The 24,103-nt window shown below is 72.1% G+C and carries 20 protein-coding genes and 1 CRISPR repeat array (1 of these 21 cut by a window edge); of the genes, 2 read left to right on the top strand and 18 right to left on the bottom strand.

Going from position 1 to position 24,103, the window contains the following annotated elements; translation table 11 throughout:
* Positions 1-707: a CRISPR direct-repeat array (repeat unit 29 nt; unit sequence GGGTTCATCCCTGCGGATGCAGGGGCAAC) (it extends 908 nt beyond the left edge of the window).
* A gap of 44 nt (positions 708-751) precedes the next feature.
* The 7 genes from cas2e to G472_RS0129680 all read right to left on the bottom strand — a co-directional run bounded on the left by cas2e (position 752) and on the right by G472_RS0129680 (position 7,327).
* Positions 752-1,054: a type I-E CRISPR-associated endoribonuclease Cas2e gene (cas2e, locus tag G472_RS0129710; RefSeq protein ID WP_029011304.1), complete on the bottom strand. Its 303-nt coding sequence runs from the start codon at positions 1,052-1,054 to the stop codon at positions 752-754.
* Positions 1,051-1,899: a type I-E CRISPR-associated endonuclease Cas1e gene (gene cas1e / locus G472_RS0129705; protein WP_029011303.1), complete on the bottom strand. Its 849-nt coding sequence runs from the start codon at positions 1,897-1,899 to the stop codon at positions 1,051-1,053. The genes cas2e and cas1e overlap by 4 nt, the downstream gene beginning before the upstream one ends.
* A 186-nt stretch (positions 1,900-2,085) precedes the next feature.
* On the bottom strand, positions 2,086-2,844 hold the full coding sequence (gene cas6e, locus G472_RS0129700; protein ID WP_051341592.1) for a type I-E CRISPR-associated protein Cas6/Cse3/CasE: 759 nt from the start codon (positions 2,842-2,844) through the stop codon (positions 2,086-2,088).
* On the bottom strand, positions 2,841-3,692 hold the full coding sequence (gene cas5e / locus G472_RS37780) for a type I-E CRISPR-associated protein Cas5/CasD (protein WP_051341591.1): 852 nt from the start codon (positions 3,690-3,692) through the stop codon (positions 2,841-2,843). The genes cas6e and cas5e overlap by 4 nt, the downstream gene beginning before the upstream one ends.
* Positions 3,689-4,987, bottom strand: a complete 1,299-nt coding sequence (locus tag G472_RS0129690) for a type I-E CRISPR-associated protein Cas7/Cse4/CasC (RefSeq protein ID WP_029011301.1) — start codon at positions 4,985-4,987, stop codon at positions 3,689-3,691. Before G472_RS0129690 ends, cas5e begins: the two co-directional genes overlap by 4 nt.
* Positions 4,980-5,483, bottom strand: a complete 504-nt coding sequence (gene casB, locus G472_RS0129685) for a type I-E CRISPR-associated protein Cse2/CasB (protein WP_029011300.1) — start codon at positions 5,481-5,483, stop codon at positions 4,980-4,982. Before casB ends, G472_RS0129690 begins: the two co-directional genes overlap by 8 nt.
* A gap of 83 nt (positions 5,484-5,566) precedes the next feature.
* Entirely contained in the window at positions 5,567-7,327 is a 1,761-nt protein-coding gene (locus G472_RS0129680; RefSeq protein ID WP_029011299.1) for a type I-E CRISPR-associated protein Cse1/CasA, read from the bottom strand.
* A gap of 459 nt (positions 7,328-7,786) precedes the next feature.
* Between G472_RS0129680 and G472_RS0129675 the strand changes: the two genes are divergently transcribed.
* Complete coding sequence (locus G472_RS0129675; protein ID WP_029011298.1) at positions 7,787-10,573, top strand: CRISPR-associated helicase/endonuclease Cas3; 2,787 nt, start codon at positions 7,787-7,789, stop codon at positions 10,571-10,573.
* Positions 10,574-10,640: 67 nt separating this feature from the next.
* Here the strand turns inward: G472_RS0129675 and G472_RS36455 are convergent, their stop codons facing one another.
* Positions 10,641-11,534 (bottom strand): RNA polymerase factor sigma-32, encoded by an 894-nt coding sequence (locus G472_RS36455; protein WP_084536999.1) that lies wholly within the window; start codon positions 11,532-11,534, stop codon positions 10,641-10,643.
* Positions 11,535-11,677: 143 nt separating this feature from the next.
* The gene (locus G472_RS36450) at positions 11,678-13,084 is read right to left on the bottom strand and encodes a DUF2254 domain-containing protein (protein WP_051341587.1); all 1,407 of its coding nucleotides are present in this window, start codon (positions 13,082-13,084) and stop codon (positions 11,678-11,680) included.
* A gap of 143 nt (positions 13,085-13,227) precedes the next feature.
* On the opposite strand from G472_RS36450, the gene G472_RS0129660 reads away from it, so the two are divergent.
* A complete protein-coding gene (locus tag G472_RS0129660; RefSeq protein WP_029011297.1) occupies positions 13,228-14,508 on the top strand; it encodes an amidohydrolase family protein in 1,281 nt (426 codons plus the stop codon).
* A gap of 80 nt (positions 14,509-14,588) precedes the next feature.
* Here the strand turns inward: G472_RS0129660 and G472_RS36445 are convergent, their stop codons facing one another.
* The 9 genes from G472_RS36445 to G472_RS0129610 form a co-directional block, all read right to left on the bottom strand.
* Complete coding sequence (locus G472_RS36445; protein WP_035694226.1) at positions 14,589-14,849, bottom strand: helix-turn-helix domain-containing protein; 261 nt, start codon at positions 14,847-14,849, stop codon at positions 14,589-14,591.
* Complete coding sequence (locus G472_RS0129650) at positions 14,846-15,202, bottom strand: GAF domain-containing protein (RefSeq protein ID WP_029011296.1); 357 nt, start codon at positions 15,200-15,202, stop codon at positions 14,846-14,848. The genes G472_RS36445 and G472_RS0129650 overlap by 4 nt, the downstream gene beginning before the upstream one ends.
* A gap of 24 nt (positions 15,203-15,226) precedes the next feature.
* Positions 15,227-15,538, bottom strand: a complete 312-nt coding sequence (locus tag G472_RS0129645) for a DUF2149 domain-containing protein (protein WP_029011295.1) — start codon at positions 15,536-15,538, stop codon at positions 15,227-15,229.
* Positions 15,538-16,080 carry a MotA/TolQ/ExbB proton channel family protein gene (locus G472_RS0129640; protein ID WP_029011294.1) on the bottom strand — a complete coding sequence of 181 codons (543 nt, stop codon included), beginning with the start codon at positions 16,078-16,080 and terminating at the stop codon, positions 15,538-15,540. The genes G472_RS0129645 and G472_RS0129640 overlap by 1 nt, the downstream gene beginning before the upstream one ends.
* Positions 16,081-16,099: 19 nt before the next feature.
* Positions 16,100-20,098 (bottom strand): cobaltochelatase subunit CobN, encoded by a 3,999-nt coding sequence (gene cobN / locus G472_RS36440; protein ID WP_051341585.1) that lies wholly within the window; start codon positions 20,096-20,098, stop codon positions 16,100-16,102.
* A gap of 25 nt (positions 20,099-20,123) precedes the next feature.
* Positions 20,124-22,076, bottom strand: a complete 1,953-nt coding sequence (locus G472_RS36435; protein ID WP_211100278.1) for a TonB-dependent receptor domain-containing protein — start codon at positions 22,074-22,076, stop codon at positions 20,124-20,126.
* Between the two features lie 175 nt (positions 22,077-22,251).
* Complete coding sequence (gene sigJ, locus G472_RS0129625; protein WP_029011293.1) at positions 22,252-23,142, bottom strand: RNA polymerase sigma factor SigJ; 891 nt, start codon at positions 23,140-23,142, stop codon at positions 22,252-22,254.
* Entirely contained in the window at positions 23,139-23,612 is a 474-nt protein-coding gene (locus tag G472_RS36430) for a carboxymuconolactone decarboxylase family protein (protein ID WP_051341583.1), read from the bottom strand. Before G472_RS36430 ends, sigJ begins: the two co-directional genes overlap by 4 nt.
* A 254-nt stretch (positions 23,613-23,866) precedes the next feature.
* The coding region (locus G472_RS0129610) for a hypothetical protein (RefSeq protein ID WP_211100277.1) at positions 23,867-24,103 on the bottom strand (237 nt) is incomplete at its 5' end.

Genomic DNA, 24,103 nt, shown 5'->3' with positions numbered 1-24,103 from the left:
CGTCTTGGGGTTCATCCTTGCGGATGCAGGGGCAACGACTGACGCAGCGCCCGCACGATCTCTCTTTGGGGTTCATCCCTGCGGATGCAGGGGCAACTGCGATCACCCGAATAGAGCAAGCGCCCTGTCGGGTTCATCCCTGCGGATGCAGGGGCAACGCGGCGCGCGACTTCTTGGCAGCCTCGTTCTCGGGTTCATCCCTGCGGATGCAGGGGCAACACCAGCAGCGGCTGCACCGAGCCGTCGGCGTAGGGTTCATCCCTGCGGATGCAGGGGCAACCACGTACTTCACCCCGTCGAGGAAGTAGGCCGGGGTTCATCCCTGCGGATGCAGGGGCAACCAGCCGGTGCAGCACAACGTGCTCGTTTTCCAGGGTTCATCCCTGCGGATGCAGGGGCAACGCGAAGAACACCGTCAGGGTCCGCGGCCGCGGGGGTTCATCCCTGCGGATGCAGGGGCAACCTGCGTCGAGAACGGGACGCTGGTCACCACCAGGGTTCATCCCTGCGGATGCAGGGGCAACGGCGGCACTGAAGAAGAAGGCGCAGAAGACGGGGGTTCATCCCTGCGGATGCAGGGGCAACATGTTGCTGTGCTCGACGACCATGTCCCACGGGGGTTCATCCCTGCGGATGCAGGGGCAACCGGGCGATGCGGTCGCGGCCCCAGACGTCCGGGGGTTCATCCCTGCGGATGCAGGGGCAACCGTGCTTCCAAGCCTTTCATGAAACACGATATTTTCCGGAAAGTCTAGGACGTTTCTGTGGTTTTTCGATGCAGAGCATAATGGTCCTCGTATTCGACAATGGTTCGTTTGGGTGCGCCGAGTGAGCGGAAGTCCATGCCCATGGGTTTGTCCTTGTCCCGGTGGATCATGACCGCCATGCCCTGCGGTTCGGCCTCCCACCAGCGTTCAAGAATGGTCCAGATGCGATCCCGCGAACCGGCGTCCAGATCCATGCTGACGTACACGCCGGGGTGCACGTTCATCATGACGGAGCGCAGGAAGCCGTGGAAGCGGTCGGCGGTATCGGACAGGCAGATCACGATCATGAGGCCAGCAACTCCTTGATGTCGTCGATGACCGTATCGATGAAGCGGGTGTCCCGGACATGGCGCGAGACGGCCCGGCGGCAGAGGCGGTCCAGGCCGTCCGCCGCGCCCTGCTCGATCCGCTTGGCGCAGCGGAAGGCCAGGGGCACCGTCACCGTCGTGCGGTACAGGTCGCACAGGTCGAGAACCCAGCTTTTGGCACTGTCCTCGTGCAGGAAACCCAGCGGCGGCAGGGTGCCGGTGGCCTGGACGGCGATGGCGACGCACGCCTCCAGGGCCGTGACCACATGGTTGATCGCCTGGTTGGGGGTATCGGTCGCCGCGGGGTCGGCACGGTCGAAGCGGCGCCCGTTCCAGACGATGCCGACCTGCGCGGCGGTCAGTTCATAGCTCCTCTTGATGCGGGCCGCCTCCATGCCCCGCAGGGCGTCGGCCGAGGTCGCCCGCGGCGTCTCCCCGAAGCGCTTGGCGTACATCCGCTTGGCCACCATCAGCCGGGTCGACTCCGACGCCCACCACGTCGCCTGCTGCCGCGCCAGGGTGCTGTCCCGGTCGAACAGGGGCGGCGCGGTGTACAGCCGGGTGCCGTCCGTGCCGACGAAGGCGATGCAGGTCCCGTGGGCCGAACAATGGCGCACCGCATCGTGGGTGATCGCGCTGCCCGGTCCCAGCAGCACGGCGTTCAGTCGCTGGTAGGGCAATTCCAGCTCATCCCCCTTGTCGTCGAAGGCAAGGACGAGGCTGCCGTTGTCGATGGACAGCCGGCAGCGCTCCACATAGATCAGCCCGTTGCGGGATTTCTGCGGGATCCGGGCCTCGTCGATCCCAAGACGGCCTTTCAGCATGCCGGCACCTCCTTTCCTCGTCGTCCTCGTCCCATCGCCGCGTTCGCCCGCGCGGCACCATCCCGCGCGGGGTTTGCCGCCGCCCGGCCGATCCGCTGGCCGGGCGGCGGAATCCATCGGGATTCACCATGTCCAGGATCCGTCGGCCCGGTGAAGACGGCGGCACCGGCAAGGATGCCGCCCCCGTCAGGGGGCCGGAGCGATCTGCATCAGGCCGTTGCCATAGGCGCGACCGCCGCCCACCCCGTCGGCCAGCATCGTGCGCATGGCCACCGGGTCCGTGACCGTCAGCATCCCCTCGAAGGTCAGCGCCCCGAACCGGATGTCCTTGCCCCGGCGGGCGGGCCGCAGACGGGTGAGGTCGTAGTTCAGCACCGCCACCGCGCCGTCGCGCGGGGCGAAACCGCACCGCTGCCCCTGGCGGGCCAGCCACGCCAGGGCCGCCTGCTCCCCCGCCTCCTCCAGGCGGTCGGGGGTGCGCTCGTCCTCCGCCAGCCGGTCCCACGCGGCGGTGACCACGTCCACCCGGCGGCCCCGCACGGCACCGGGTTGCGCAATCCAGTGGTTGGCCACCGCCCGCAGGCGGAACCGCAGCCGCTGCCCCGCTTCGAGAACCGGCGCGAACGGCCGCGTGCGCTCGATGGTCCACACGCCCCCCAGCCCGTCCTGCGGTGTCCGGCGCGACCGCACGATGGCGGTGAAGGGGTGGTTGCGCTCCACATGGAACAGGAACAGGCCCTGGCGCCGCTCCGCCGGTGCACCGGGGAACAGGGTCCAGATCATGCGGTGGGCAAACTGGGCGTCGCTGCGGCGCATGTCCGCCCCGAGGATGGAGCGCAGGGCGGCCGGGTCGCGCGGCGTCAGCACCACCCGGCTTTCCCACAGCGGTTCGCTGCCGGTCGCCGCCGGGGCGTCGGCATCGGGGATCGTCACGGCGCCGTTCATGTCGCCTCCGCTTCGTCGGGGGGTGCGGGGAAGACCGCGCGCCGCTCCGTGCGCTCCCGGAAACGCTGGTAGATGCGCCCGCCGTCCAGGGGCAGCGGGTCCGGCAGGTCGCGGCGGCGCACCGCGCGCACGGTGTGGCCGTCGCCGGGCTCCGGCGCGCCCGGGTAGTCCTCGTCCCACGCCAGGGTTTCCGTCTCGCCCCGCTCGGCCTTCCACCGGATCAGCGGCGCCAGGGCCGCCGCCATGGCGGGCCGCCGCTGCCACGGCCAGCCATAGGCGGCCAGCGCCGCGGCCGGGCCCGCCGCCGTCACGATCTCCGGATCGGGCGGCAGGCCCGGCGTGCAGGACTTGCGCCCGGCGTACAGCGGCCAGCGCGGCGATGCCAGGGCCGCGGCCAGCCGATCCGGCGGGGCGGCGTCGGGGTCGACGGCGGCCAGAGCCACCGTCCACAGGCCGCAGGACCAATACTCCCGCTTCGACAGCAGGGCGCCGGTGTGCTCCTGCCCGGCCAGGGCGGGACGCACCTCCTCGAAGCGGCTCCACCGGCCGCGCCCCTCGGGCCGGCGGGCGCGGCTGACCGTGTGAAAGTCGGGGCGCGGGTCGCGGACCGGCCGGATGCCCGTGCGCACCGCGACGCGCAGCGCCGCCGACAGCGCCGCCAGACCGCCGCGCTCCAGCCCCAGCGCCGCGCCCAGCAGGCCGATCAGGGCGGATTTCGGCGGGTCCGACTCGGTCGCCTTCCACGCCGTCGTGGCCGACGACAGGGAGGCGGCGCCCCAGGCCCCGTAGGGGGCCATCAGCGTGAAGCAGACCTGGGGAAAGGCGGTGCCCGTTGGATGTGCACTCATCGGGCGGGCTCCAGCACGAAGCGGCGCAACTCCTCCACCGTCCACACCTCCGGCGCGGCCGGGGCGTTGCCGGTGCGGGCGGGTCCGTAGCCGTTGAAGGCGCACACCCGGTTGGACAGGCCATAGGCCGACCGCGCGGTGTCGTGAAAGGCGTCCAGGCGGCGGATCGACGCCAGCATGATATCGCCCTGCGAATCGATCGGCTGAAGGTACGCCAGCCCCAGGTTCATCGCCGGGTCGCCGCCACGGGTGACCAGCACATAGCTGGCGGCCACGTCGCTGGCGTGGCTGTTGCGCTTGCCCTTGGGCTGGGCGAACAGCAGGCCGGTGACGAAGGCGTCCACCGCCTCCACCGCCAGCCGGTCCGCCTCCTCCGCGGTGCGCCCCCGGGACAGGGTTTCGCGCAGGTGGCCGCGGTCCAGAACGGCGTGCTGATAATAGACCCCGCCGCCGAAGAACGCGTAGGAGGTTATGGCCGCCCCCGTCCCGCCCAGCACGTTCAGCTCCTCACCGGCCGAGAAATAGTCGCCCTCGGTCATGAAGGCGTGGGTGGTGAAGGCGTGGCCGACGGCACAGGCGGCCTCGACGTTGAAGGCAGGATCCGCGGCGACCATCCGGCCGAACAGGGCGGTGTCCAGGTCGTGGTCGGCGCGGGTCAGCAGGCCGTCGCGGCAAACCGCACGGACCCAGCCCTGCAACGCGTCGGGGAAGGCGTCCGGGTCCCGTGCCCGGATGTCGATCAACGCGGCGACAGCCTCGCGGATGCGGACGAACTCGCGCGTGCCGATGACCAACCCCTGCTCCGTTCCGGCGTAACGCTCCAGCCGGTATCGCTCGGCGGCGGCACGGTCCATTCCGTACTTCGCCATGACGTCCGCCAGGGTCTTCTCCTTCTCGTCGAACACCTTCTTCTGCTTCTTCGGGTCCGGGGAGACGATGGTGCGGACGTCCTCCTCCTTGGGCACGGGGCCGCCGGCGCCCGTGGCCATGTTGACGGCCAGTGCCGCCAGAAGCGCCGATACATCGTCGATTCCTGCCGACGTCAGGCTACGGAACACCTCGATCCCCGCTTCGCGGGTGCGGGTGGCGCGCTGCGCGTCCGGGAAATGCGGTGCGAAACGCAGGGCCCGCTTCCGCGCCTGGCTGGAGATGCGGCCACGCACCGCGCCGCCGAACCGGCAGGTCTTGGGGCGTCCGTCCTCGTCCCGGTTGATGTTGTGGGGCGGAAAGGCCGTGAGCACGTGGAACTGCAGCAGATCGGCGCGCACGGCGGGCGGCAGGAGGCTGTCAGGCATCGGTGGTCTCCGGGTCGGGGGCGGAATCGTCTTCGGCCGCGTCGTCGAGGCTCGCGCCGAAATAGGACAGGAAGAGTTCGCGGCGGACGCGGGCGCGGCCGGACGGGTAATGCCAGTCCGCCACCACGGCGGCCACGTCGGCCAACGGGGCCCGGCGCTTCAGAATCTGGAAGGCCCCGCGCAGCAGGCGCAGGAACTCGTCCGGTTCCTCCGCCGTGCAGAGCAGGCGCAGCCGGTCGGCGCTGAGCGCCGCCAGGTCCCGGCCGAGCGCGCCGCCGGGCCGCCGCGCCGTCCGGCCGCTGTCGCCGTCCAGCTCGGCCACGGCGATGGCGACGCGGGCGGCCGCATCCGGCGGCATGGTGTCGAGGCGACGCAACAGGTGATGGAAGGCCAGCACCCCGTAGACGTCATCGACCGTCTGCGCCCGGCGCAGGGCCGCACGGTCACCCCGCTGATCCCGCAAGGTCCGGTGCCAGTCGCGGATGGCTTTGGCCAAAGCCTCATCCGCGGATGTCTCTGATGCCGCATTCGCGGATGTCTCTGATGCCGCATTCGCGGCGGTGGCATTGCCTCGGGCGCTCATGATGCCCCCTGTGCGGTGAGTCCGAATGAAAGGGTGTCGTGCAGGCGGCGGACGAGCGCGGCCCGCTCCGCCGCCAGCCGGCCGTCGGAGGGGCCGGTTCCGTCGATGGGAAAGGCGTCGTCGAACAGGCGCAGCGCCGCGTTGCGGCCCAGCGTCAGCAGACGCCGGCGGTGCCCGTCGGCGGCGGCGAAGCGCGCAGCGTCGGTGGCGTGGTCACGGATGATGGCGGCAAGCCGGCCGGGCAGGTCGAGCACGGCGGCGTCCATCTCCGCCAGCAGCGCGTCCTTCAGGGTGTCGGGCAGGGCCGCCGTCACGTCCCGCCGCCCGAGGGTGCAGGCGGCGCGGGCCGATACGAACAGGTTGCCCGCCAGGTCGTTCACCAGCCCCGCGACCTCCGTCACCTCCATCGCCAGCCATGCGGTGTCTCCCGGCTCCGGCGACAGCCAGACGGGAAGCTCCCGCTGGCTCATCCCGCCGGGCGCCTTGCCGAAACTGAACTGTGCGAAGGCACGGACCCGGAAGATGCCCTCCTCCATCACCGCGGTGGCCGCCCCGTCCGGGCGCGGTGACGCCAGGGTGTCGCGCTGGCTGGCAAACTGGCGCAGGACCGGCGGGAACAGCCGCCGCTTGACCTGCGCCTTGCCGGAGGGCGGCGCCCCCTCCCGCAGCAGCGCCGTTTCCAGCCAGTCGTCGAAGCGCAGCGGGCCGCGGGCGCGGACGAACCGGGGCGGATCGTCCGGCTTTGCAGTGTCCTCGATGCGGGAGACCGCGGGATGCCACCAGCCCTGCGGCTGGTACTGCAACCCCTTGGGCCACCGGCTGTAGGCGGTGAAGACCGGCCCCTCCACTCCGGTCAGGGCGCAACGCCCCGGCACCGGCGGTGCCAGCAGGTAGCGGCGCGGCATGGGGATGTGGGCCGGGTGGAGCCCTCCCCGCCCGACCGGCCGGGCCGCCCCGTCCTCGTTGCGGCCAAGCGGCATGACCGCCAGCGTAGGGTCCAGCCAGGGAAAGGTCCCTTCATCGACCGGCGCCGGCCATCGGGCGTCGCCCCCGCCTTCCGCCTCCCGGCACAGGACGTTCAGCCACAATGTCTGCCACAGGGTCCCGCCGAGAAGCTGGAACTTGATGCTGTCCGCCCCGTGCGGAAGGCCCAGATAGCCGCCGCCGCCGGGCGGGAACAGCACCATGTGGGCGTACAGCACCGGAAGGATGGCGGCGGCGCCGATGGCCTCGACCCCGCCCCGGCGCACGAAGAAATCGGCGTCCTGCTTCACCGCCTCGCCGGTCGGCAGATCGGGCAGCAGGGCGGCGATCGGCAGGGTCCCCGCCTCGCCGCCGTCGCCGTCATCATCATCGTCGCCCGGTGCGGGCCGGCGGGACCGGGACGGCGCGCGCGCGGCCGCCTGCGCCAGCCGCTGCGGATCGGGACGAACCTGCATCGCCGGGTGGGCGGGATGCGTCAGCCCGAAGGCGGGGTGGTAGGGCGCCAGCCGCTCCGCCAGATCCCCCGGTTCGGGGGGATCGAACAGCATCCGCCGCCACGCCGCGGCATCGGCCGGCGCCAGGGCCGCTTGCAGAAGATCGCGCATCAGGAACTCGAACCCGCGATCGGCCAGGGGATGCCCCAGCCGCACCCCCACCACCGGATCGTCGGCATGGCCCGCGGTGATCTCCGCCGGCGTCGCCAGCCCCGGACCGGACCGGCGCACCACGGGAACCGGGATCGTCAGGAAATTCAGAACCTCCGGGTCGTGCATGTCTTTCCCCCGCGGATGGCACCCGTACGGCAAGAATCTTGGACACACTGAACCGTACGGCTTGCGCACCCGGGAGTCAACGCTGATTGCATCAAGTCTGTTCGTGTCTGAAAAAACCTCACCACCCCTACGATACCGGAACGATCCACCGCCGGACAGCCCAAGATGGATTTCCACTTTCCGGTCGCGCCGGCCTGATGCATCGTACGCGTGTCGGCATCGCTCTACCGGCGGAACACCGTCCCGTGTCAGCACCCCCGGAACACTCCGGGATGAACCCAAGTCAGTCCGGGTCTGCGGAGCAGTCCGCTTTGTCCCCTGCATCGGCAGGGATTACGGCGCCGACACGGGACGCTTCCTCACCATTCAAGAATGATCGGCCGCCATTGGCGATTGTGCGCGACATCCCGCTCTCGTCATACTGACTCATGCATGGCCATCACACAACCAGGGTTGCGGATGACCACCATCTTTAGCCGCTGGGGCAAGGCACGTCAGGCGGAGCGCTGTCACCTGCTGCCCTTTCACATGCTGGATGTGGCGGCGGTGCTGGCGGTCGGGCTGACGCGGCGGCCGACCCTGCGCGACGCGCTGGCGGACGGGCTGGGTATGACGGTGGACGATGCCGTGCGCATGCTGACGACGGTGCTGGCGCTGCACGACCTGGGGAAGGCGGGGGCGAGGTTTCAGGCGCTGAACCCCGACGCTGCCCGGCGCACGGGGCAGGTGCCGATGGAACGGCTGCCCTGCCGCCCCCGGCACGATGCGGTGGGCCAGGCCCTGGCGACGGAGCTGCTGGTGAAGCGGCGGCAGGCGTGCGGCCTTCCCGCAGCGCTGGCGGACTGGCCGGAAACGCGGCTGCTGTTCGCCGTCAGCACCGGCCACCACGGTTGTCCCCCGGTGAACCCGCCGACGTTCCTGATGCTGCGGCGTGCCGGAGACTGCACGCCGGAGGATGCGGACATAGCGGCCGCGCTGATCGGGGCGATGGCCGACCTGTTCGGGTGGCGCGACGGACTGCCCGACGGGGCGGGCCTGAAGCGCCTGTCGCCTCTGCTGAACGGGCTGTTCATCCTGAGCGACTGGCTCGGCTCCGCCGACGCCTTCGTGTACCGGGAAGAACCCTGCGATCTCCGGGCGTACTGGACCGGCACCGCCCTTCCCACGGCCGAACGGGTGCTGGATGACGTGCAGCCATCCCCGTTCCGCCGTCTGGCGCCGCGCCCGCCGGCCGCCTTCCGGGACCTGTTTCCCCGGCTCGCCCGATCCGGCGCACCCCCGGCACCGACCCCTTTGCAGGCGCTGGCGGACCGTCTGTTCACGGCCGGCGCGTTGCCCGACGGGCCGCTGCTGGTGGTGATCGAGGATCTGCCGGGGGCCGGCAAGACCGAGGCCGGCGACCTGATCGTGCAGCGGCTGGTCGCTCTCGGACGGGCGGACGGCGTCTATGCCGGCCTGCCCACCATGGCGACCGCCGATGCGGCCTTCGACCGCAAGTTCGCGGCCGACGGCACCGTGCCGTACGGCGAGCAACTGTTCGGAGATGCCCCGCAGGTGATGCTGGCCCACAGCCGGCGCCACCGGCACCGGACCTTCCGCTTCGCCCCCACCCGGGCCGGCGTGGAGGAGGGAGAGGGCATGGCGAGCGGCTGGTTCGCCTCCTCCTCCCGCCGGGCCCTGCTGACCGAGGTCGGCGTCGGCACCGTGGACCAGGCGTTGGCCGGCGCCCTGCGCACCCGCCACGCCACGGTCCGGCTGGCCGGTCTGTGGCGCAAGGTGCTGCTGGTCGATGAGGTGCACGCCTACGACGACTACATGCAGGCGCTGTTGCAGAGTCTGCTGCGCTGGCAGGGATCGACGGGCGACCCGGTGGTGCTGATGTCCGCCACCCTGACCGCCCGGGCCCGCGCCGCCCTGATCCGCGCCTACGCCGAAGGGGCGGGCTGGCCCGGCGTGGCGGAGGCGGGCGACGGCGCCGGGCCGGGCGCCTATCCGCTGCTGACCCTGGTGAGCCGCAGCGGGATCGTCCGGCACCCGGTGGCTGCGGTCCCCGGACCGGGCACCCGTCCGGTCCGTTTCGAGGCGGTGCATTCATTGGCAGCGGTCGAAGACCGGATCGGCGCGTGGATCGCCGCGGGCCGCTCGGTGATCTGGTTCCGCAACACGGTGGACGACGCGGTCGCCGCCTGGCGCCGCCTGGCGGCCCACCAACCGCTGCTGTACCACGCCCGATTCCTGCCGGCCGACCGGGCGGCGCGGGAAGCGGAACTGATGGCGGCTCTGGGCAAGCACACACCGCCCGGCGCGCGGCGGGGCCGACTGGTCATCGCCACACAGGCGGCGGAACAGAGCCTGGACCTGGACGCCGACGAGATGGTGACCGACCTGGCGCCGGCGGATTCCATCATCCAGCGCCTGGGACGACGGCGGCGGCACGCCCGCACCGCCGACGGCGCCTTGACGGACGAAGGCGTCGACCGCCGGCCCGACAGTCCGGCGCTGCTGTTCACCCCTCCCCTGCGACCGGCCGGCCGGCACTGGTACGCGTCGTTTTTCCGCCGGGCCGGCGCGGTCTACGACGACGATGCCCGCCTGTGGCTGTCCGCCCGCCACCTGCTCGACCCGGCGGGCATTCCGGGACGCGGCTGCGACGATCCCGCACTCATCCTCGCCCGCGACCTGCGCCCGCTGCTGGAAGCGGTGTACGCGGACCCGCCGGAGGGAGTGCCTCCGGAACTGCTGGGCCGCCACCACGCGGCGCAGGGCGCGGACGCGGAGGAGCGGGCGGCCGGCCGGCGCGCACGGTTGAGTTTCCGGGACGGGCTGCTGAACGACTGGTCGGACGCGGCGGAGGCAGGGGCCGGGGCGGACGGCGAGCCCCGCACCCGCCTGCTCGATGGCCATTCGGTGATCCTGGCCGTGGTGGAGGACGGCCGGACGCGGCTGCTCGGCGCGCGGGACGGCGAGGCGTTCCCGGTGGAAGCCAGCGAATGCCGCTGCCCCTTGCCGCTGATCGCCCCCGAGGGAGACCGGAGCCGGCTCGATCGGCTGATGGCCGAGCTGCCGGAACCCGTTTCCCGCGGCTTGGACCGCGACCGGGTCGTGTTCCTGGCGGAGCGGGTCGACGACATGTGGACCGGGCAGGCACGGCGGAAGGGCGGCAACGACCGTGATGCGGTGCGTCTGCTTTACGGCGATCGGTGCGGCTTGCTGGTGGAGCGGCGGGAAGCCGCGGCCGGGGCGTAAGGATCGCAGGCAAAGAAAAGCCGCGGCACCCGCATCGGGGCGCCGCGGCGGTGGTGCGCGGAACAGGTTAGGCCGGGACCGCGCCGCCGAGCAAGGGCAGACCCGCCTCGCGGGCGCGGGCCAGGCCGACGACGGCCTTGCGGACCTTCTCGAAGGCGCGGACCTCCAACTGGCGCACCCGCTCGCGCGAGACCTTCAGGACCTGGCTCAACTCCTCCAGCGTCTGCGGCTCGTCGCTCAGACGGCGGGCCACCAGGATCTGCCGCTCGCGGTCGTCCAGCACGTCCAGGCCCAGCTTCAGGAAGTCCAGGCGCTGGCTGCGCTCCTCGGACTCGGCCAGGGCGCGCTCCTGGTTCTGGTCCTCATCGGCCAGCAGGTCCTGCCACTCCATGTCGGAGTCCTCGGCCAGGGTCACGTTCAGCGACCGGTCGTTGCCCAGACGGCGGTTCATCGACACCACCTCGGACTCCGGCACGTCCAGCGTGGTCGCGATGCTGGTGACGGCCTCCGGCGTCAGGTCGCCGCCCTCCAGCTCGCGCATGCCCGCCTTCAGGCGGCGCAGACTGAAGAACAGCTTCTTCTGGGCCGCCGTCGTGCCGATCTTGACCAGCGACCAGTTGTGCAGGACGTATTCCTGGACGGCGGCGCGGATCCACCAGGTGGCGTAGGTGGCGAAGCGGAATCCCTTGTCCGGATCGAACTTGCGGGCGGCCGTCATCAGGCCCAGGTTGGCCTCCGCCACCAGATCGGCGAGCGGCAGGCCATAGCCCTGGAACCCCTTGGCCACCTTGAACGCCAGACGCAGGTGGGCGCCGACCAGGCGGTCCAACGCACGGGCGTCCTGCCCGTTGCGCCAGCGCTGCGCCAGGTCAAGCTCCTCCTCCGGCGTCAGGTAGGCGTAACGGCGGGCGTCCCTGAGGTACAGGTCGAGCGTGACGTCGTTGGCGATCGGATGAGTCAAATCGGTCTCCCCCAACTGGCGTTCCCGACGGACAACCCCCACATGAGCGGACGACGGATCCGTCGCGCCGCCCCGCGGGCAGCCCGAAGGTGTGACTGGAAGAATCGGGAACGATTACCGATATGGGGTCGTTTGGCCGCCGATCAAGATGCCCGCGGGAACGAATCGGGACCGGCGTCGTTCGCCCGCGCCCGCGGGTCCGCGCTGTCCGGGGCCGTTGCCGCCAGCTTGCCGCGGGTGGCCGCCAGCGCCGCGCCGATGTCGGCCTTGTCGTTGGGGTCCTCCGCGTGACGCAGGCCCGCCGCGGCCGACATCTCCGCGTGGCGCAGCAGCGTCCGGTGCTGCCTGGGGGTGCGGACGTGCTCGGCCAGGCGGGCGATGCTGCCCAGCAGGTGGATCGCCACCGCCGGCTTGGCCGCGCCCGCCTGGCGGATCTGGTGGAAGGCGGCGTTCATCAGCCCGTCGAAGTCGGTCCCGTCGACCAGCAGCCGCACCGCTCCGCTCCGGTCCCGGTGGACGGCACCGGGCAGCCGCCGGGCCATGATCCGCGCCAGGGCTCCGCGCAGCCGGTCGATCACCGCCAGGGCCGTGTTCGGATCGTTGATGCCCGGCGACAGGGCGCGCAGCGCCACGTCGACGAGGTGGCGGACGGAGAATTCCAGGTCCTGGGTGGGCGTTCGCCGCACTCCGATGATGATGGCCCGCCGGATGCATGCGCTCAGGTCCGGCGTCACGGCGTCGGCGGGCTGCACCCGGGCCAGCCACCCCTCCCGGCACATGAAGGCTCCCGCCCGATAGTCCAGGCGGATGAGGGCGCCGGCACGCTCCGCCGCCGCAACCAGGGCGGCGCAGTCGATGGATTGCACGTATCCCTCGTCGCGGGAGCGGATGATGGCCGGGTGCGTCTCCCCGTCCGCAGCCACCCGGTGCTCCGGCCCCGCGCACTCCGGTGCGGGCGTATCCGCGGCCGGCGGCAGGCCGGAGATCACGTCGTCCAGTTCCTCGGCCACCCGTGCGATCACCGCGTCGGCAACGATCAGGCGCGTAACGACGCCGAGGAACATCAGAAGCGCCAGCAGGCACAGCATCGCCAGCACCAGCCCGAGGGTCACCGCCACCTGCGGCACGGCCTCGGCCGGCATGTCCTTCCCGACCGCACGCAGAACCAGCAGGCAATACACGACGGTCAGGATGAAGGTGCCGAGCGCGGCCTGCGTCTTCAGGTCGCCCGTGTAGGTGCGGACCAGCCGGGGCCCGTACTGGTTGGCCGCCAGCGTCAGCACCACCATCGTGATGGAAAACATGACGCCGGCCAGAGACAGCAACGCGGTGACCAGGGCGGTCAGCAGGTTGCGGGCGTCGTCGCCGCTGCCGCCGTGCAGGAAACGGGGAAACGCCTGCGCGGCGTCCGGCACGGCGGCGTCGATCATCAGCGCTCCCCGCGACAGGGCGAACGCCAGCAACCCCATGCCGACGGGCACCAGCCAGAGGCCGCTGCGCAGTCCTTCCCAGGTGTTCCGGATCCGGTCCCACATGCCCTTGCACCCCATGCATCTCTCCGGCGGGAACAGCCGGGGCGGTCCGGCGTGCCGCGGCGGCGCCTCCCGACACGCCGGGGGTGGCGCGGCCGCGGAGCGGGCGCTACAGTCACTGCCCCGCGGTCCGGCACCGCGCCTTCGGGGAAACCCTGCCCATGTTCGACCTGGTCCTGCGCCGCGCCACCCTGCCCGACGGGCGGACCGGCATGGACATCGCCGTCAGCGGCGGGCGCATCGCGGCGGTGGAGCCGAACCTGCCCGGCGCGGCCGCCCAGGAGATCGACGCCACCGGGCGGCTGGTGACGCCGCCCTTCGTGGACGCCCATTTCCACATGGATTCCACCCTCACCTACGGCATCCCGCGGGTGAACCGCTCCGGCACGCTGCTGGAGGGCATCGCCCTGTGGGGGGAACTGAAGCCGCAGCTCGTCCAGGACGCCATCGTGGAGCGCGCGCTGGCCTATTGCGACTGGGCGGTGGCGCGCGGCCTGCTGGCGATCCGCAGCCACGTGGACGTCTGCGACCCGCGCCTGCTGGCGGTGGAGGCGCTGCTGGACGTGAAGGCGCGCGTCGCCCCCTATCTCGACCTGCAGCTCGTCGCCTTTCCGCAGGACGGCGTGCTGCGCTCCCCCGGCGCCGTCGACCGGCTGACGCGGGCGCTGGATATGGGCGTCGACGTGGTCGGCGGCATCCCCCACTTCGAACGCACCATGGCCGACGGGGCCGCGTCGGTGCGGCTGCTGTGCGAGATCGCGGCGGAGCGCGGCCTGCCGGTCGACATGCACTGCGATGAGAGCGACGACCCCCTGTCGCGCCATGTGGAGACCCTGGCGTACGAGACGCAGCGCCTGGGGCTGCACGGGCGGGTGACCGGCTCGCACCTCACGTCCATGCACTCCATGGACAACTACTACGTCTCGAAGCTGATCCCGCTGATGGCCGAGGCGCGCCTGGGCGTGGTCGCCAACCCGCTGATCAACATCACGCTCCAGGGCCGCCACGACACCTATCCCCGGCGCCGCGGCATGACCCGGGTGCCGGAGCTGATGGCGGCCGGCCTCACCGTCGCCTTCGGCCACGACTGCGTCATGGACCCCTGGTACCCGCTGGGCTCCGCCGACATGCTGGAGGCCGCCCACATGGGCCTGCACGTCGGCCAGATGACCGGCGTCGACGCCATGCGCGCCTGCTTCGCCGCGGTGACGGAGAACCCCGCGGCGCTGCTGCACCTGGACGGCTACGGGATCGCGCCGGGCTGCCACGCCGACCTGGTGGTGCTCCAGGCCGCCGACCCGGTGGAGGCCCTGCGCACCCGCCCCGCCCGCCTCGCCGTGCTGCGCCGCGGCCGGGTGGTGGCGCGCACCGCCCCGGTGACCGCCGAACTGACCCTCCCCGGCCGGCCGCAGCGGGTGGACTTCACGCGGCCGCAGGGGTAGGGCCCGAAGGGGCGGGTCTCGTGATGCCGGGCTCTGTGCCGCCCGTCCGCCGGGCATCACACCGGGAAGCGTGATGGACTTCAGGCGGCCCGCGGCGCCACCACGGCCGCGACGCCCAGCGGATCATGGTCGATCACCTGCAAGTAGGCGCGGGCCGTCGCGTCGGGGTTCTTCCGCCGCTGCTCCCAATCCCGCAGCGTTTCCAACGGAATGCGGTAGGTTGCGGCGAACGCTTCCTGCGTCATTCCCGGCCGCTCGCGGAGCTTGAGGACGTTCACCAGCTTGCGGAGCCCTTTTTCGTCGGCGGGCATGGGCCGGGCGCCCATCCCGAGGGTGATCATGCGTTCCTCGCCGTGTACCGTTTCATCGATGGCGCCGCGACCTTCACCACGCCGACGGGCGTCCCCGCATGGATCAGCGGGGCCACCACCATCGAACGCAGGCCGACCCCGCGGCAGGCTTCGCGGTCGACCCGGTCGTCGGTCCCGGAATCCTCGCAATAGAGCACCCGCGCCTGCGTGACGCACAGGCCGGACAGGCTGCCCTCCCGGTTGAGGCGCAGGCCCGGTTGCGCCGCCGCCATGCCGGCGGCGACACGGTAGACCATCTCCTCGCCCTCGACCGGTTCGACGATCGCGCCGGCGGCACCGGTGAGGGTCTTGCACCCGATCGCCGAAGAACCTGCGAGAATCACCCGGATTCCGCCAATGGCGCCCCCTCACTCCGGCACGTAGACCATCGAGCCGTCCTTCATGCGGTAGGCGACGCCGGCCTTGGTGCCCTCGCCCTGGCCGATGGAGCCGGTGGCGGTGTAGCGGTCCAGCCGCTCGCCGTCCTTGACGACGATCTCCATGTCCGGGGCGCCGGGATTCCTGATGACGGTCACCCGGTCGTGGCTGAACGGGTTCATCGGGTTGTTGGCCGCCGCCAGCAGCAGGGCGGCGATGATGACGAGGAACACGTCGATGAGGTTGACGACCGACAGGATCGGGTCGTCGGCCTCGGCGTCCTCCAGCAGCTTCAGGCTCATCAGTCCGCCGCCTCCCCGGTCAGGCCGTGCACCGCCTCGGGCAGGCCCTCGTCGGGGACCCGCTGCGTGCGCCGGCGTTCGATGTCGACCAGCTCCTCCGCGTACCAGCGCCGCCGCACGTTGACCACCAGATAGGTGACCGACGCGGCGACCAGCGCCAGGATGACCGCGGAGAAGGCCACCGTGAGGTTGGCGCTGACCGCCTCCAGCCGGCCGTCGGCCAGCGCCTTCAGCGCCGGCCCCATGGGGATCATGGTGGCCACCAGCCCCAGCATGGGCGCCACCCGGGTGGCGATGCGCAGCGCCTCCAGCCGGCGGAAGGCCAGCGTCTCCAGCGCCGTCGGGGTCAGGGAGGGATCGGCCCGCCAGGACGCCAGCAGGTCGAAGCCGGCACCCCCCGCGCGGCGGCGCTGGCGCGCCTGCCAGGCGAAGGCGCCCAGCGCGTAGAAGGCGTAGAGCACCAGCGCGATGACCGCCAGCAGCACCGGCAGCATGAACACCTGGCTGGCGTGGTAGAGCAACGTTTCAATGGCGATCTGCACGGATCGGTATCCTCGGCAATCAGGTCGTGACGGGGCGGCGGGCGGCCTGGTGGACCACCCCCGCCGCGAAGGCGGCGCCCAGCAGCCCCAGGGTGCCCAGCAAGGACCACAGGGCGAAGGCGTCGAAGGGCACGGGCTCGGCCGCGGTCTCCTGCAGCTCCAGGCGCTGGCCCTGCACCGTCTCGGCCGGGGCGGCGGGAGCCGCGTCCGCCGCCGCCGCCTGCGCGGCGGCCGCGGCGGCGGCGAGGCCGAAGCCCGGCGCGGCCGCCGCCTCCACGAAGTCGCGGAACAGCGCGTTCTCGCTGCGCACGTCGTGGGCGTCGGCCAGCTCCTTCCAGCGCTGCGCCAGGGCGGCGACGTCGGCGGGGTCGGCCTGCCAGTACTCCTTGCGGGCCGCCTCCAGCATGCGCTCGATGATCTGCGCCTGTGCGGCGGGGTTGTGCGCCTCGAACCATTCCCGGACGCCCAGGCCGTGCTTGTCGTCGACGAAGACGGCCTTGACCTCGTTCCACTGGTCGTCGCGCACCGTCTCCGGCGCCACCGCCTGCCAGCCCCACAGGTTGTTGACGGTGCCGAGGATCTCCAGCGTGCCGCTGTAGCCCTCCTTCTGCATCTGCGCGATCCAGTTGGGGTGGAAATAACGGGCCTTCAGCTCGGTCGCCAGGAAGCCGGCGGCGGAGTCCACCCGCGGGTTGCCCGCCTCGCGCAGGTTGGCGATGTACAGCTCCGGCGAGGTGCCGGAGAGGTGGCGCACCGCCAGGCTCAGCCCGCCCAGGTACTGGAACGGGTCGTCGGTGGTGAGCATGCCGTAGAGGTTGGAGCTGCGCGACAGCAGCGCCCCGTCGACGCCCTTCAGATGCTCGGCGTAGGCGTTGACGGGCGGCTTCTCGCCCCAGGTGCTTTCGTCGGGGCCATAGGCGAACTGCATGCGCGACAGGTACAGCGTCGCCAGCTTGGCGTCCGCTTCCCGCCGGTCCTCGCGGCCGTCGGCGGTGCGGCCCCAGGTGTCGGTGGCCAGGGTGGCGTCGTCCAGCCCCGTGCCGTAGGCCCCGGATTCCGAGGAGAAGACGCGGGTCTGCGCCAGCCGCCGCGCGTCGGCCGCCGCCACCCCCCGGCCCAGCAGGGCGGCTTCCACGGCGCGGGTGTTGGCGGCGATGGGGTTGTCGGGCTCGTCCAGCTCACCGCCCAGCCGGGCGGCCTCGGCCAGCAGCTTCATGACCTGCGGGAAGTGGTCGCGGTAGAGCCCGGTGGCGGAGATCACCGCGTCGACCCGCGGCCGCTTCAGCTCGGCCGCCGGGATCGGCTCCACGCCGACCACCCGCTCGCCGGCGTTCCACACGGGGCGGAAGCCCATGGCGGCCAGAGCCTGCGCCTCCAGCACGCCGAACTGGCGCATGGTCTCCACCGACCAGAGCGTGAAGGCGAGCTTGTCGGGATAGGCGCCGTGGGTGTCGCGGTGCTGGGCGATCAGCTTCTCCGCCGCCTCGCGCCCGGCCTCCCACGCCTGCTTCGTCGGCACCCGTGAGGGGTCGAAGGGGTAGAGGTTGCGGCCCGTCGGCAGGCTCTCGGGGTTGCGGATGGGGTCGCCGCCATAGCCGGTGGGGACGTGGCGCCCCTCCAGCCCGGCCAGCAGCCCGGCGATTTCCCGGTTCTCGCCCAGCGCCCGCCAGTGGCTGCGCGCCGTTTCCAGCAGGTCCGCCAGGGCGGCGTCGCCGCCGTCGTAGGGCTCGCCCGCGCGGACGTGGCGCTCCAGCAGCGTCCACGCCGGCGTCTCCTTCAGCAGGCTGTAGTCGGCCACCACCATCTCTTCCGGATCGTCCGGCATCAGGGCCTTCAGGAAGGGGCACCCCAGCATCTGCATGACCGTGAACAGGCGCAGGTCGGGCTCCGCCGGCGCGCCGAAGGTGGCCAGTCCCAGCGGCTGGTTGTGCAGCGCCAGATCGTGCAGGATGACGTGCAGGGCGTCGACGAAGCCGCGGAAATCGGCGTCGATGCGCGCCGCGTCCCAGCCCATGTCGCTGTGCAGGTTCTCGGCCACCGCCACGGCCCTGATCTCGGCCGCGGTCTTCGCCTTCACCTCCCCCTCGTCCATGTTGATCCAGGTGTGGAGCAGGTCGTGCAGCCGGTTGATCTCGCCGTGCAGCCCGGCCGGCGCGAAGGACGGGGTGTTGTGGGAGATGACGACGGCGCGGCCGCGCCGCTTGGTCTGCGTCGCCTCGCCGATGTTGTCGACGATGTAGGGGTAGAGGACCGGCGTGTCGCCCAGCACCAGATAGGGATAGTCGGTGACCGCCAGCCCCCGTTCCTTGCCCGGCTGCCATTCCTGGGTGCCGTGGGTGCCGAAATGGACCAGCGCGTCGGCGCCGAACCCCTCGCGCACCCACAGATAGGCGGCGAGGTAGAAGTGCGAGGGCGGCACCCGGGTGTCGTGGTAGAGCGCCTTCTCCCGGTCGTCCGACGCCTCGCCGCGCGGCGGCTGCGGCAGGATCACGGCGTTGCCGAGCGCCAGGCGCGGCACCACGAACACCGCCTCGCCATCGATCACGGTGGCCATGGCGGAGGATTCCGGCGGGCCGAAGCGCTGCGTCACCGGCTCCCGCACCGCCGCCGGCAGGGCGTTGAACCACTGCCGGTAGCGCGCCAGTGGCAGCGTCTCCGCCAGCCCGGCGTCCAGCAGATCGGCCAGCCGGCCTTCCCGGTAATAGGGGGCGAGCAGGGCCTTCATGGACGCGGTCAGCGCCTCGTCGTCGGGCGTCTCCACGGCGTAGCCCTGCCCGGCCATGGCCTCCAGCACCGTCGCCAGGGAGCGCGGCAGGTTGAGGAACGAGGCGCCCAGGTTGGTCTCGCCGGGCGGGTAGTTCCAGTAGAGGAACGCCGTCCGGCGCTCCGCCGGGGCGAGGCGGCGCAGGCGCAGCAGGGCCGCCGCCTTGTTGACCACCGCCTGCGCCTGCGCGTCCATGGCGACGATGTCGCCGTCGCGCTCGCGCGTGTAGGCGGCGATCAGCGGGTCGATGACGCCGGCGTACTCCGGCTGCGCCAGGTAGAAGGGCACGTCGGTGGGGGTCAGGCCGACCGGGTCGGCGCGCCAGTCCGCCTCCTCGCCCTTGCGGTAGGGCATGGCCTGGAGAACGGGCACGCCCAGCGCCTCGAACTCCGCCTTGCGGCCCTCGGGGTTCAGCAGGATCTGGGTGTTGATCAGCGCGTCCGTGAAGGGCCGGCCGGTGCCCGGCAGCGTCACCAGCCGGGTGATCGCGCCGTTTTCCATGGCCGGGGTGTAGACGGGCACCGCCACCGCCCCCGCGGCCTCGATGCGGCGGATCATGTCGTCCAGGAAGCCGGTCAGCCCCGCGGCCATGTACGCCTGGTGGAACAGGATGCCCACCGCCTGCCGCCCCGCCGCGGGGTCCACGCCGCGCCAGGCGAGGTACGCGGACAAGTCGGGGAACACGCCGTCCTCGTATTCGGGGTGGTAGATGGCGGAATCCGGGAAGACGCGGGCGGCCGGACAGCCGGCCTCCGCCCCGCTCCACAGCCGCGCCAGCGGGGCCAGCAGGTCGCCCGCCGCCGCCGGCGGGGCGAAGACGCCGGCGTTCAACTGGCAGAACAGGCCGGCGACGTTCCACCGCCCGCCGTTGCGGTAATAAGGGACCAGCCGTTCCGCCGGCCCGGCGCCGAGGCCGCGCTCCTCATAGCCGTCGTTGCGCACCCACAGCCAGGGCGTGGACACCGCGCCCAGCACCGGCGACAGCTTGGCCCTGGCGCTTTGCAGCGTCATGCCGTAGGGCGCGTCGACGATGACCAGGTCGTACGCCTGCAACTCCGCCGCGGCGGTTTCGAGGTTCAGGTCGTCGACCGCGCGGTGGGCGACGATGACGCCCGCCGCCTGCGCCAGCGGCTCCATGCGCTGGAATTTGCCGGGCTGGACGGGGGGCGTGTAGAGGAACAGCACGCTGCGGGCGGCGGCCGGTTCGGCCATCGCCAGCAGCAGCACCAGAAGGGACAGGCAGAAGCGGAGCATCGGGGGGAGTCCTTTCCCGGCCGGATCAGAAGCTGGCGCCCAGCGCCACGTAGACGGTCCGGCCCTGCTCGGAATAGCCGAACAGGGGCGATTCCTCGGCCAGCCGGACGTCGCCGATGTTGCGCAGGCCGGCGCGCACCCGGACGTTGTCGTTGACCTGGTAGGAGCCGGCCAGGTGCCACAGGGTGTAGGACGGCGCCTTTTCGGGGCCGGCCGTGGCTTCGATGTACTGGCGCCCGATGTGTTCGGCCGTCAGGCCCAGCGACCACGGGCCGTCGGCCCAGGACAGGGTGCCGGTCAGGCTGTGGCGCGGCCGGTCGGCCAGCGTCGCCCCGGTGTCCTCGTTGGTGGCGTAGAGATAGGTGTAGCTGCCCGCCAGGGCGAAGCCGGCGCCCAGCTCCCGGCGTCCCGCCAGTTCGCCGCCGCGGATGCGCGCCTCGCTGACGTTGTCGTAGATGTACTCGCGCCGGGTGCCGACGCTGCGGATCAGCCGCGTCTCGATCAGGTTCTCGATGGAGGTGGTGAAGACCGCACCGCTCACCGACGTGCCGCCCTGCGTCCAGTCGAAACCGATCTCCCACGACCGGCTGGTTTCCGGCTTGACGTTGGCGTTGCCGTAGAAGGTGTGCGGCCCCTCCGACGCCACATAGCCGGGCGAGATCTGCTTCAGCGTCGGCGCGCGGAACGCCTCGCCGTAGCCGCCCTTGATGACCAGAGACGGCATGGCGCGCCAGACCAGATAGGCGCGCGGGCTCCATTCGCTGCCGAACATCTCGTGGTCGTCCAGGCGGGCGCCCAGCGTCAGGGTCAGGGCGTCGGTCAGCGCGATTTCGTCCTGAGCGTAGACCGCGCGGTGCAGCGCGCTGTCGCTGCCGCCGGCGAGGCCGGCGTTGGTCAGCGTCTCCTTGCGGTGCTCCGCCCCGACGGTCAGCAGGTGGGAATCGAACAGGGGCACCGCGACGGTGCCGTCGAGGATGCGGTCCTTCAGGTTCTGCGGCCGGGTCGGCGTGACGCCGCGGGAACGCTCGTTGGAGACGTCGAACTCCACCGCGGTGTAGCGCAGCTCGGTGCGCGCCGGGCCCCAGTCGCCGGCGTAGCCGACGGAGCGCTGGCGGCGCCGCAGCTCGTACTCGTCCCGGTAATAGGTGCGCCGGCCGCCGCTGGTGGAGAGGTTGTCGCGCCAGCGCTCTTCGAAGGATTCCAGCACGTTCAGGTCGACGGTGTGGCCGTCGAAGGGCTCCACCGTCAGGCCGAGCATGCCGGTGCGGCGCTGGCGCCCCTCGATCTCCGACAGCAGCGGGTCTTCCTTCAGCGGCGTGTCCGCCTGGCGGTAGTCCTCGGCGAAGGCGGACAGGGTCACCCGCTCGCCGATCGGCCCGCGCACGGAGCCGGCGAACTGGCGGCTGTTGCCGCCGTCGTCGAACACGTGATCGCCGCGGGCGGTGGCGCCGCCCGTCCACTGTTTGGCGGCCTTCTTCGTGATGATGTTGACGACGCCGCCCACCGCCTCGGAGCCGTAGAGCGCCGACATCGGCCCGCGCACCACCTCGATCCGGTCCACGGCGTCCAGGGGAATCCAGTCGTACTGGTAATCGGAATGGCCGACCACGTCGTCGGTGGCGGCGACGCGCTTGCCGTCGATGAGGACCAGCGTGTGCTTGCCCTCGGCGCCGCGGATGCTGAACGTCTTGCGGCCGCCGACGCCGCGGCCCTTCAGCGTGACGCCGGGAACCCCGCGCACCGCGTCCAGGATGTTGGTCGCCCCCCTGGCGACCGCCTCGCGGGCGTCGATGACGGTGACGGAGGCCGGCGCCTCGGCCGTGGAGTGGAGCGACGTCCGGCTCGCCGTCACGGTCAGCGGGTCCAGCACCTGTGCCAGCTCGGACCGGTCATCGGCGGCGGCGGGCAGGGCCATGGTCGACAGGGCCGTCGTCAGGAACAGGGCGGCAAACGGCGCCCCCGGCATGCGCGTGCGCACGTGCGAAACTCCCTCAAGGAATAGCCGGTTCGGGCCGCCCCGGCCCCCCGAGCCGGAAACGTTCCCGAACGAACGATCCCGTCCGTATAGAACGAACGGCCCGCCTCGGCAATGCGAATGAGGATGATTCGCATTCGCAGTTTAATGCGACAAATGGTCGCAGGGTCGGCCGCGATCAGCGACCGGCTGCCGGGCCCCCGACCGTGTGCAGCTTCGTGGGATTGACCATCAGATACAGGCGGGTGACCGCGCCGGCGTCGGTGTCCAGCGCCAGCACGCCGTGAAAGCGGCCGCCCAGCAGCACGGCGAATCCGGGGCCGCCGTTGACGCGCAGCGGCTCGGCCGCGAGGGTCAGCCCGTGCTTGCGCCGCAGCCCCAGCAGCAGGCGGGCGATGCGCCCGGCGCCGCGGATCGGGTTCAGGGCGGTGCGCACGACCCCGCCGCCGTCGGCCAGCATCACCGCGTCGCCGGCCAGCAGCGCCACCAGGCGGGCGTGGTCGCCGGCGTCGCAGGCGTCGCGGAAGGCTTCGGCGATGCGCCCGACGATCCCCCGGTCGGGGGCGAAGCGCGGCGGCCCGGCCAGGGCGTCGCGGGCGCGGCGCATGATCTGCCGGCAGGCGTCGGGGGACCGGCCGAGCACGCCGGCAACGGCGGCGTAGTCCATCTCCAGCGCCGTGCGCAGGACGTAGACGGTGCGCTGCTCCGGCGTCAGGCGCTCCATCAGCGTCAGCAGGGCCAGGGGGACGGAGTCCTCCCCCGCCCCCGCCCCCTCCCCGCGTCCGTCCGCGGGCACCACCGCCGGTTCCGGCAGCCAGGTGCCCACATAGGTTTCCCGGCTGGCCCGGGCGGCACGCAGCCGGTCGAGCGCCAGCCGCGCCGTGACGGTGGTGAGGAAGCCGGCGGGGGCCGCCACGCCGCTGCGGTCGGCCGCGGCCCAGCGCAGCCACACCTCCTGCACCACGTCGTCGGCATCGCTGAGCGAGCCCAGCATGCGGTAGGCCAGCGCGCGCAGCCGCGGCCGCTCCGCCATGAAGGCATCCAGGCCGGCGGCGGCGGCTCCGGTCATGCGGTCGCGGCGGCGGGGGCGGTGGCCGGGGCGGCGGCGGCGGCGGCGCGGTGCCGGGCGATGCCGATGCGGTTCCAGGCGTTGATGGTCGCCACCGCCATGGTGACCGCCGCCGCGGCCGCCGCGTCGAAGTGCTGCCGGAGGTCCCCGTGCAGGGCGTCCAGTTGGTCGGAGCGGCAGCGGGTCAACGCCTCGGCCCAGGCCAGCGCCGCCCGCTCGGCCGCGTCGAAGAGGTCGGAGTCCGGCCAGCCGGCCAGGGCCTCCAGCCGCTCCCGCCTCTCTCCGGCGCCGAGCGCCCAGTCCGTGTGCAGGCCGATGCAGTATGCGCAGCCGTTGATCTGCGACACCCGCAGATCGATCAGGTGCCGCAACCGCTCCGGCAGGCCGGCTTTCATCACGGCCGTCGAAACGGTGAGAAGGGCGGCGTACAGCCCGGGAGCGTCGGCCTGGACATCAATGCGAACGGTCATGGTGGGTATCCTATCGCTGGTGCGGATCACACGACCAGGACGCCCCACCGCCCCCGGACGTGACGCATGGCAGCCATGCCCTGCCCGCCACCGTCCGCCCCGGTCCCCATGGCGCGGTGGGAGGACCAAAGCCCTCCCCCGCGCAGTGGGGGAGGGTTGGGTGGGGGCCCACCGCAACCACTCCACCCCACCCGCCCTCCCCCGCCGGAGGCGAGGGAGGGTTCGCCGCCCTGCGCCACCCGGACCGCCCGCCCCTAACCGGACGCTGTCCCGTCCGGCGGAGCCTCGCTCCATCCCGCGGCTTCCCGCACCACACGGCGCTGCTTCAGCATCATTCGGTGCCAGCGCCCGTACAGCGAATCCGGATACGCCTGCGCCGCCGGCTCGATCAGCCGCACGGCATCCTCGATGTCCACCAGCGCACTCTCCACCTCACCCTGCGCCAGAAGCCGCCACGACCGGTTACCGAGCGCCATTGCCAGCTCCGGGGC

Source organism: Azospirillum halopraeferens DSM 3675, from assembly GCF_000429625.1.
Lineage (GTDB): Bacteria > Pseudomonadota > Alphaproteobacteria > Azospirillales > Azospirillaceae > Azospirillum > Azospirillum halopraeferens.
The sequence above is the reverse complement of the archived record's forward strand: the minus strand, read 5'-3'. Positions and strand labels throughout refer to the sequence as shown.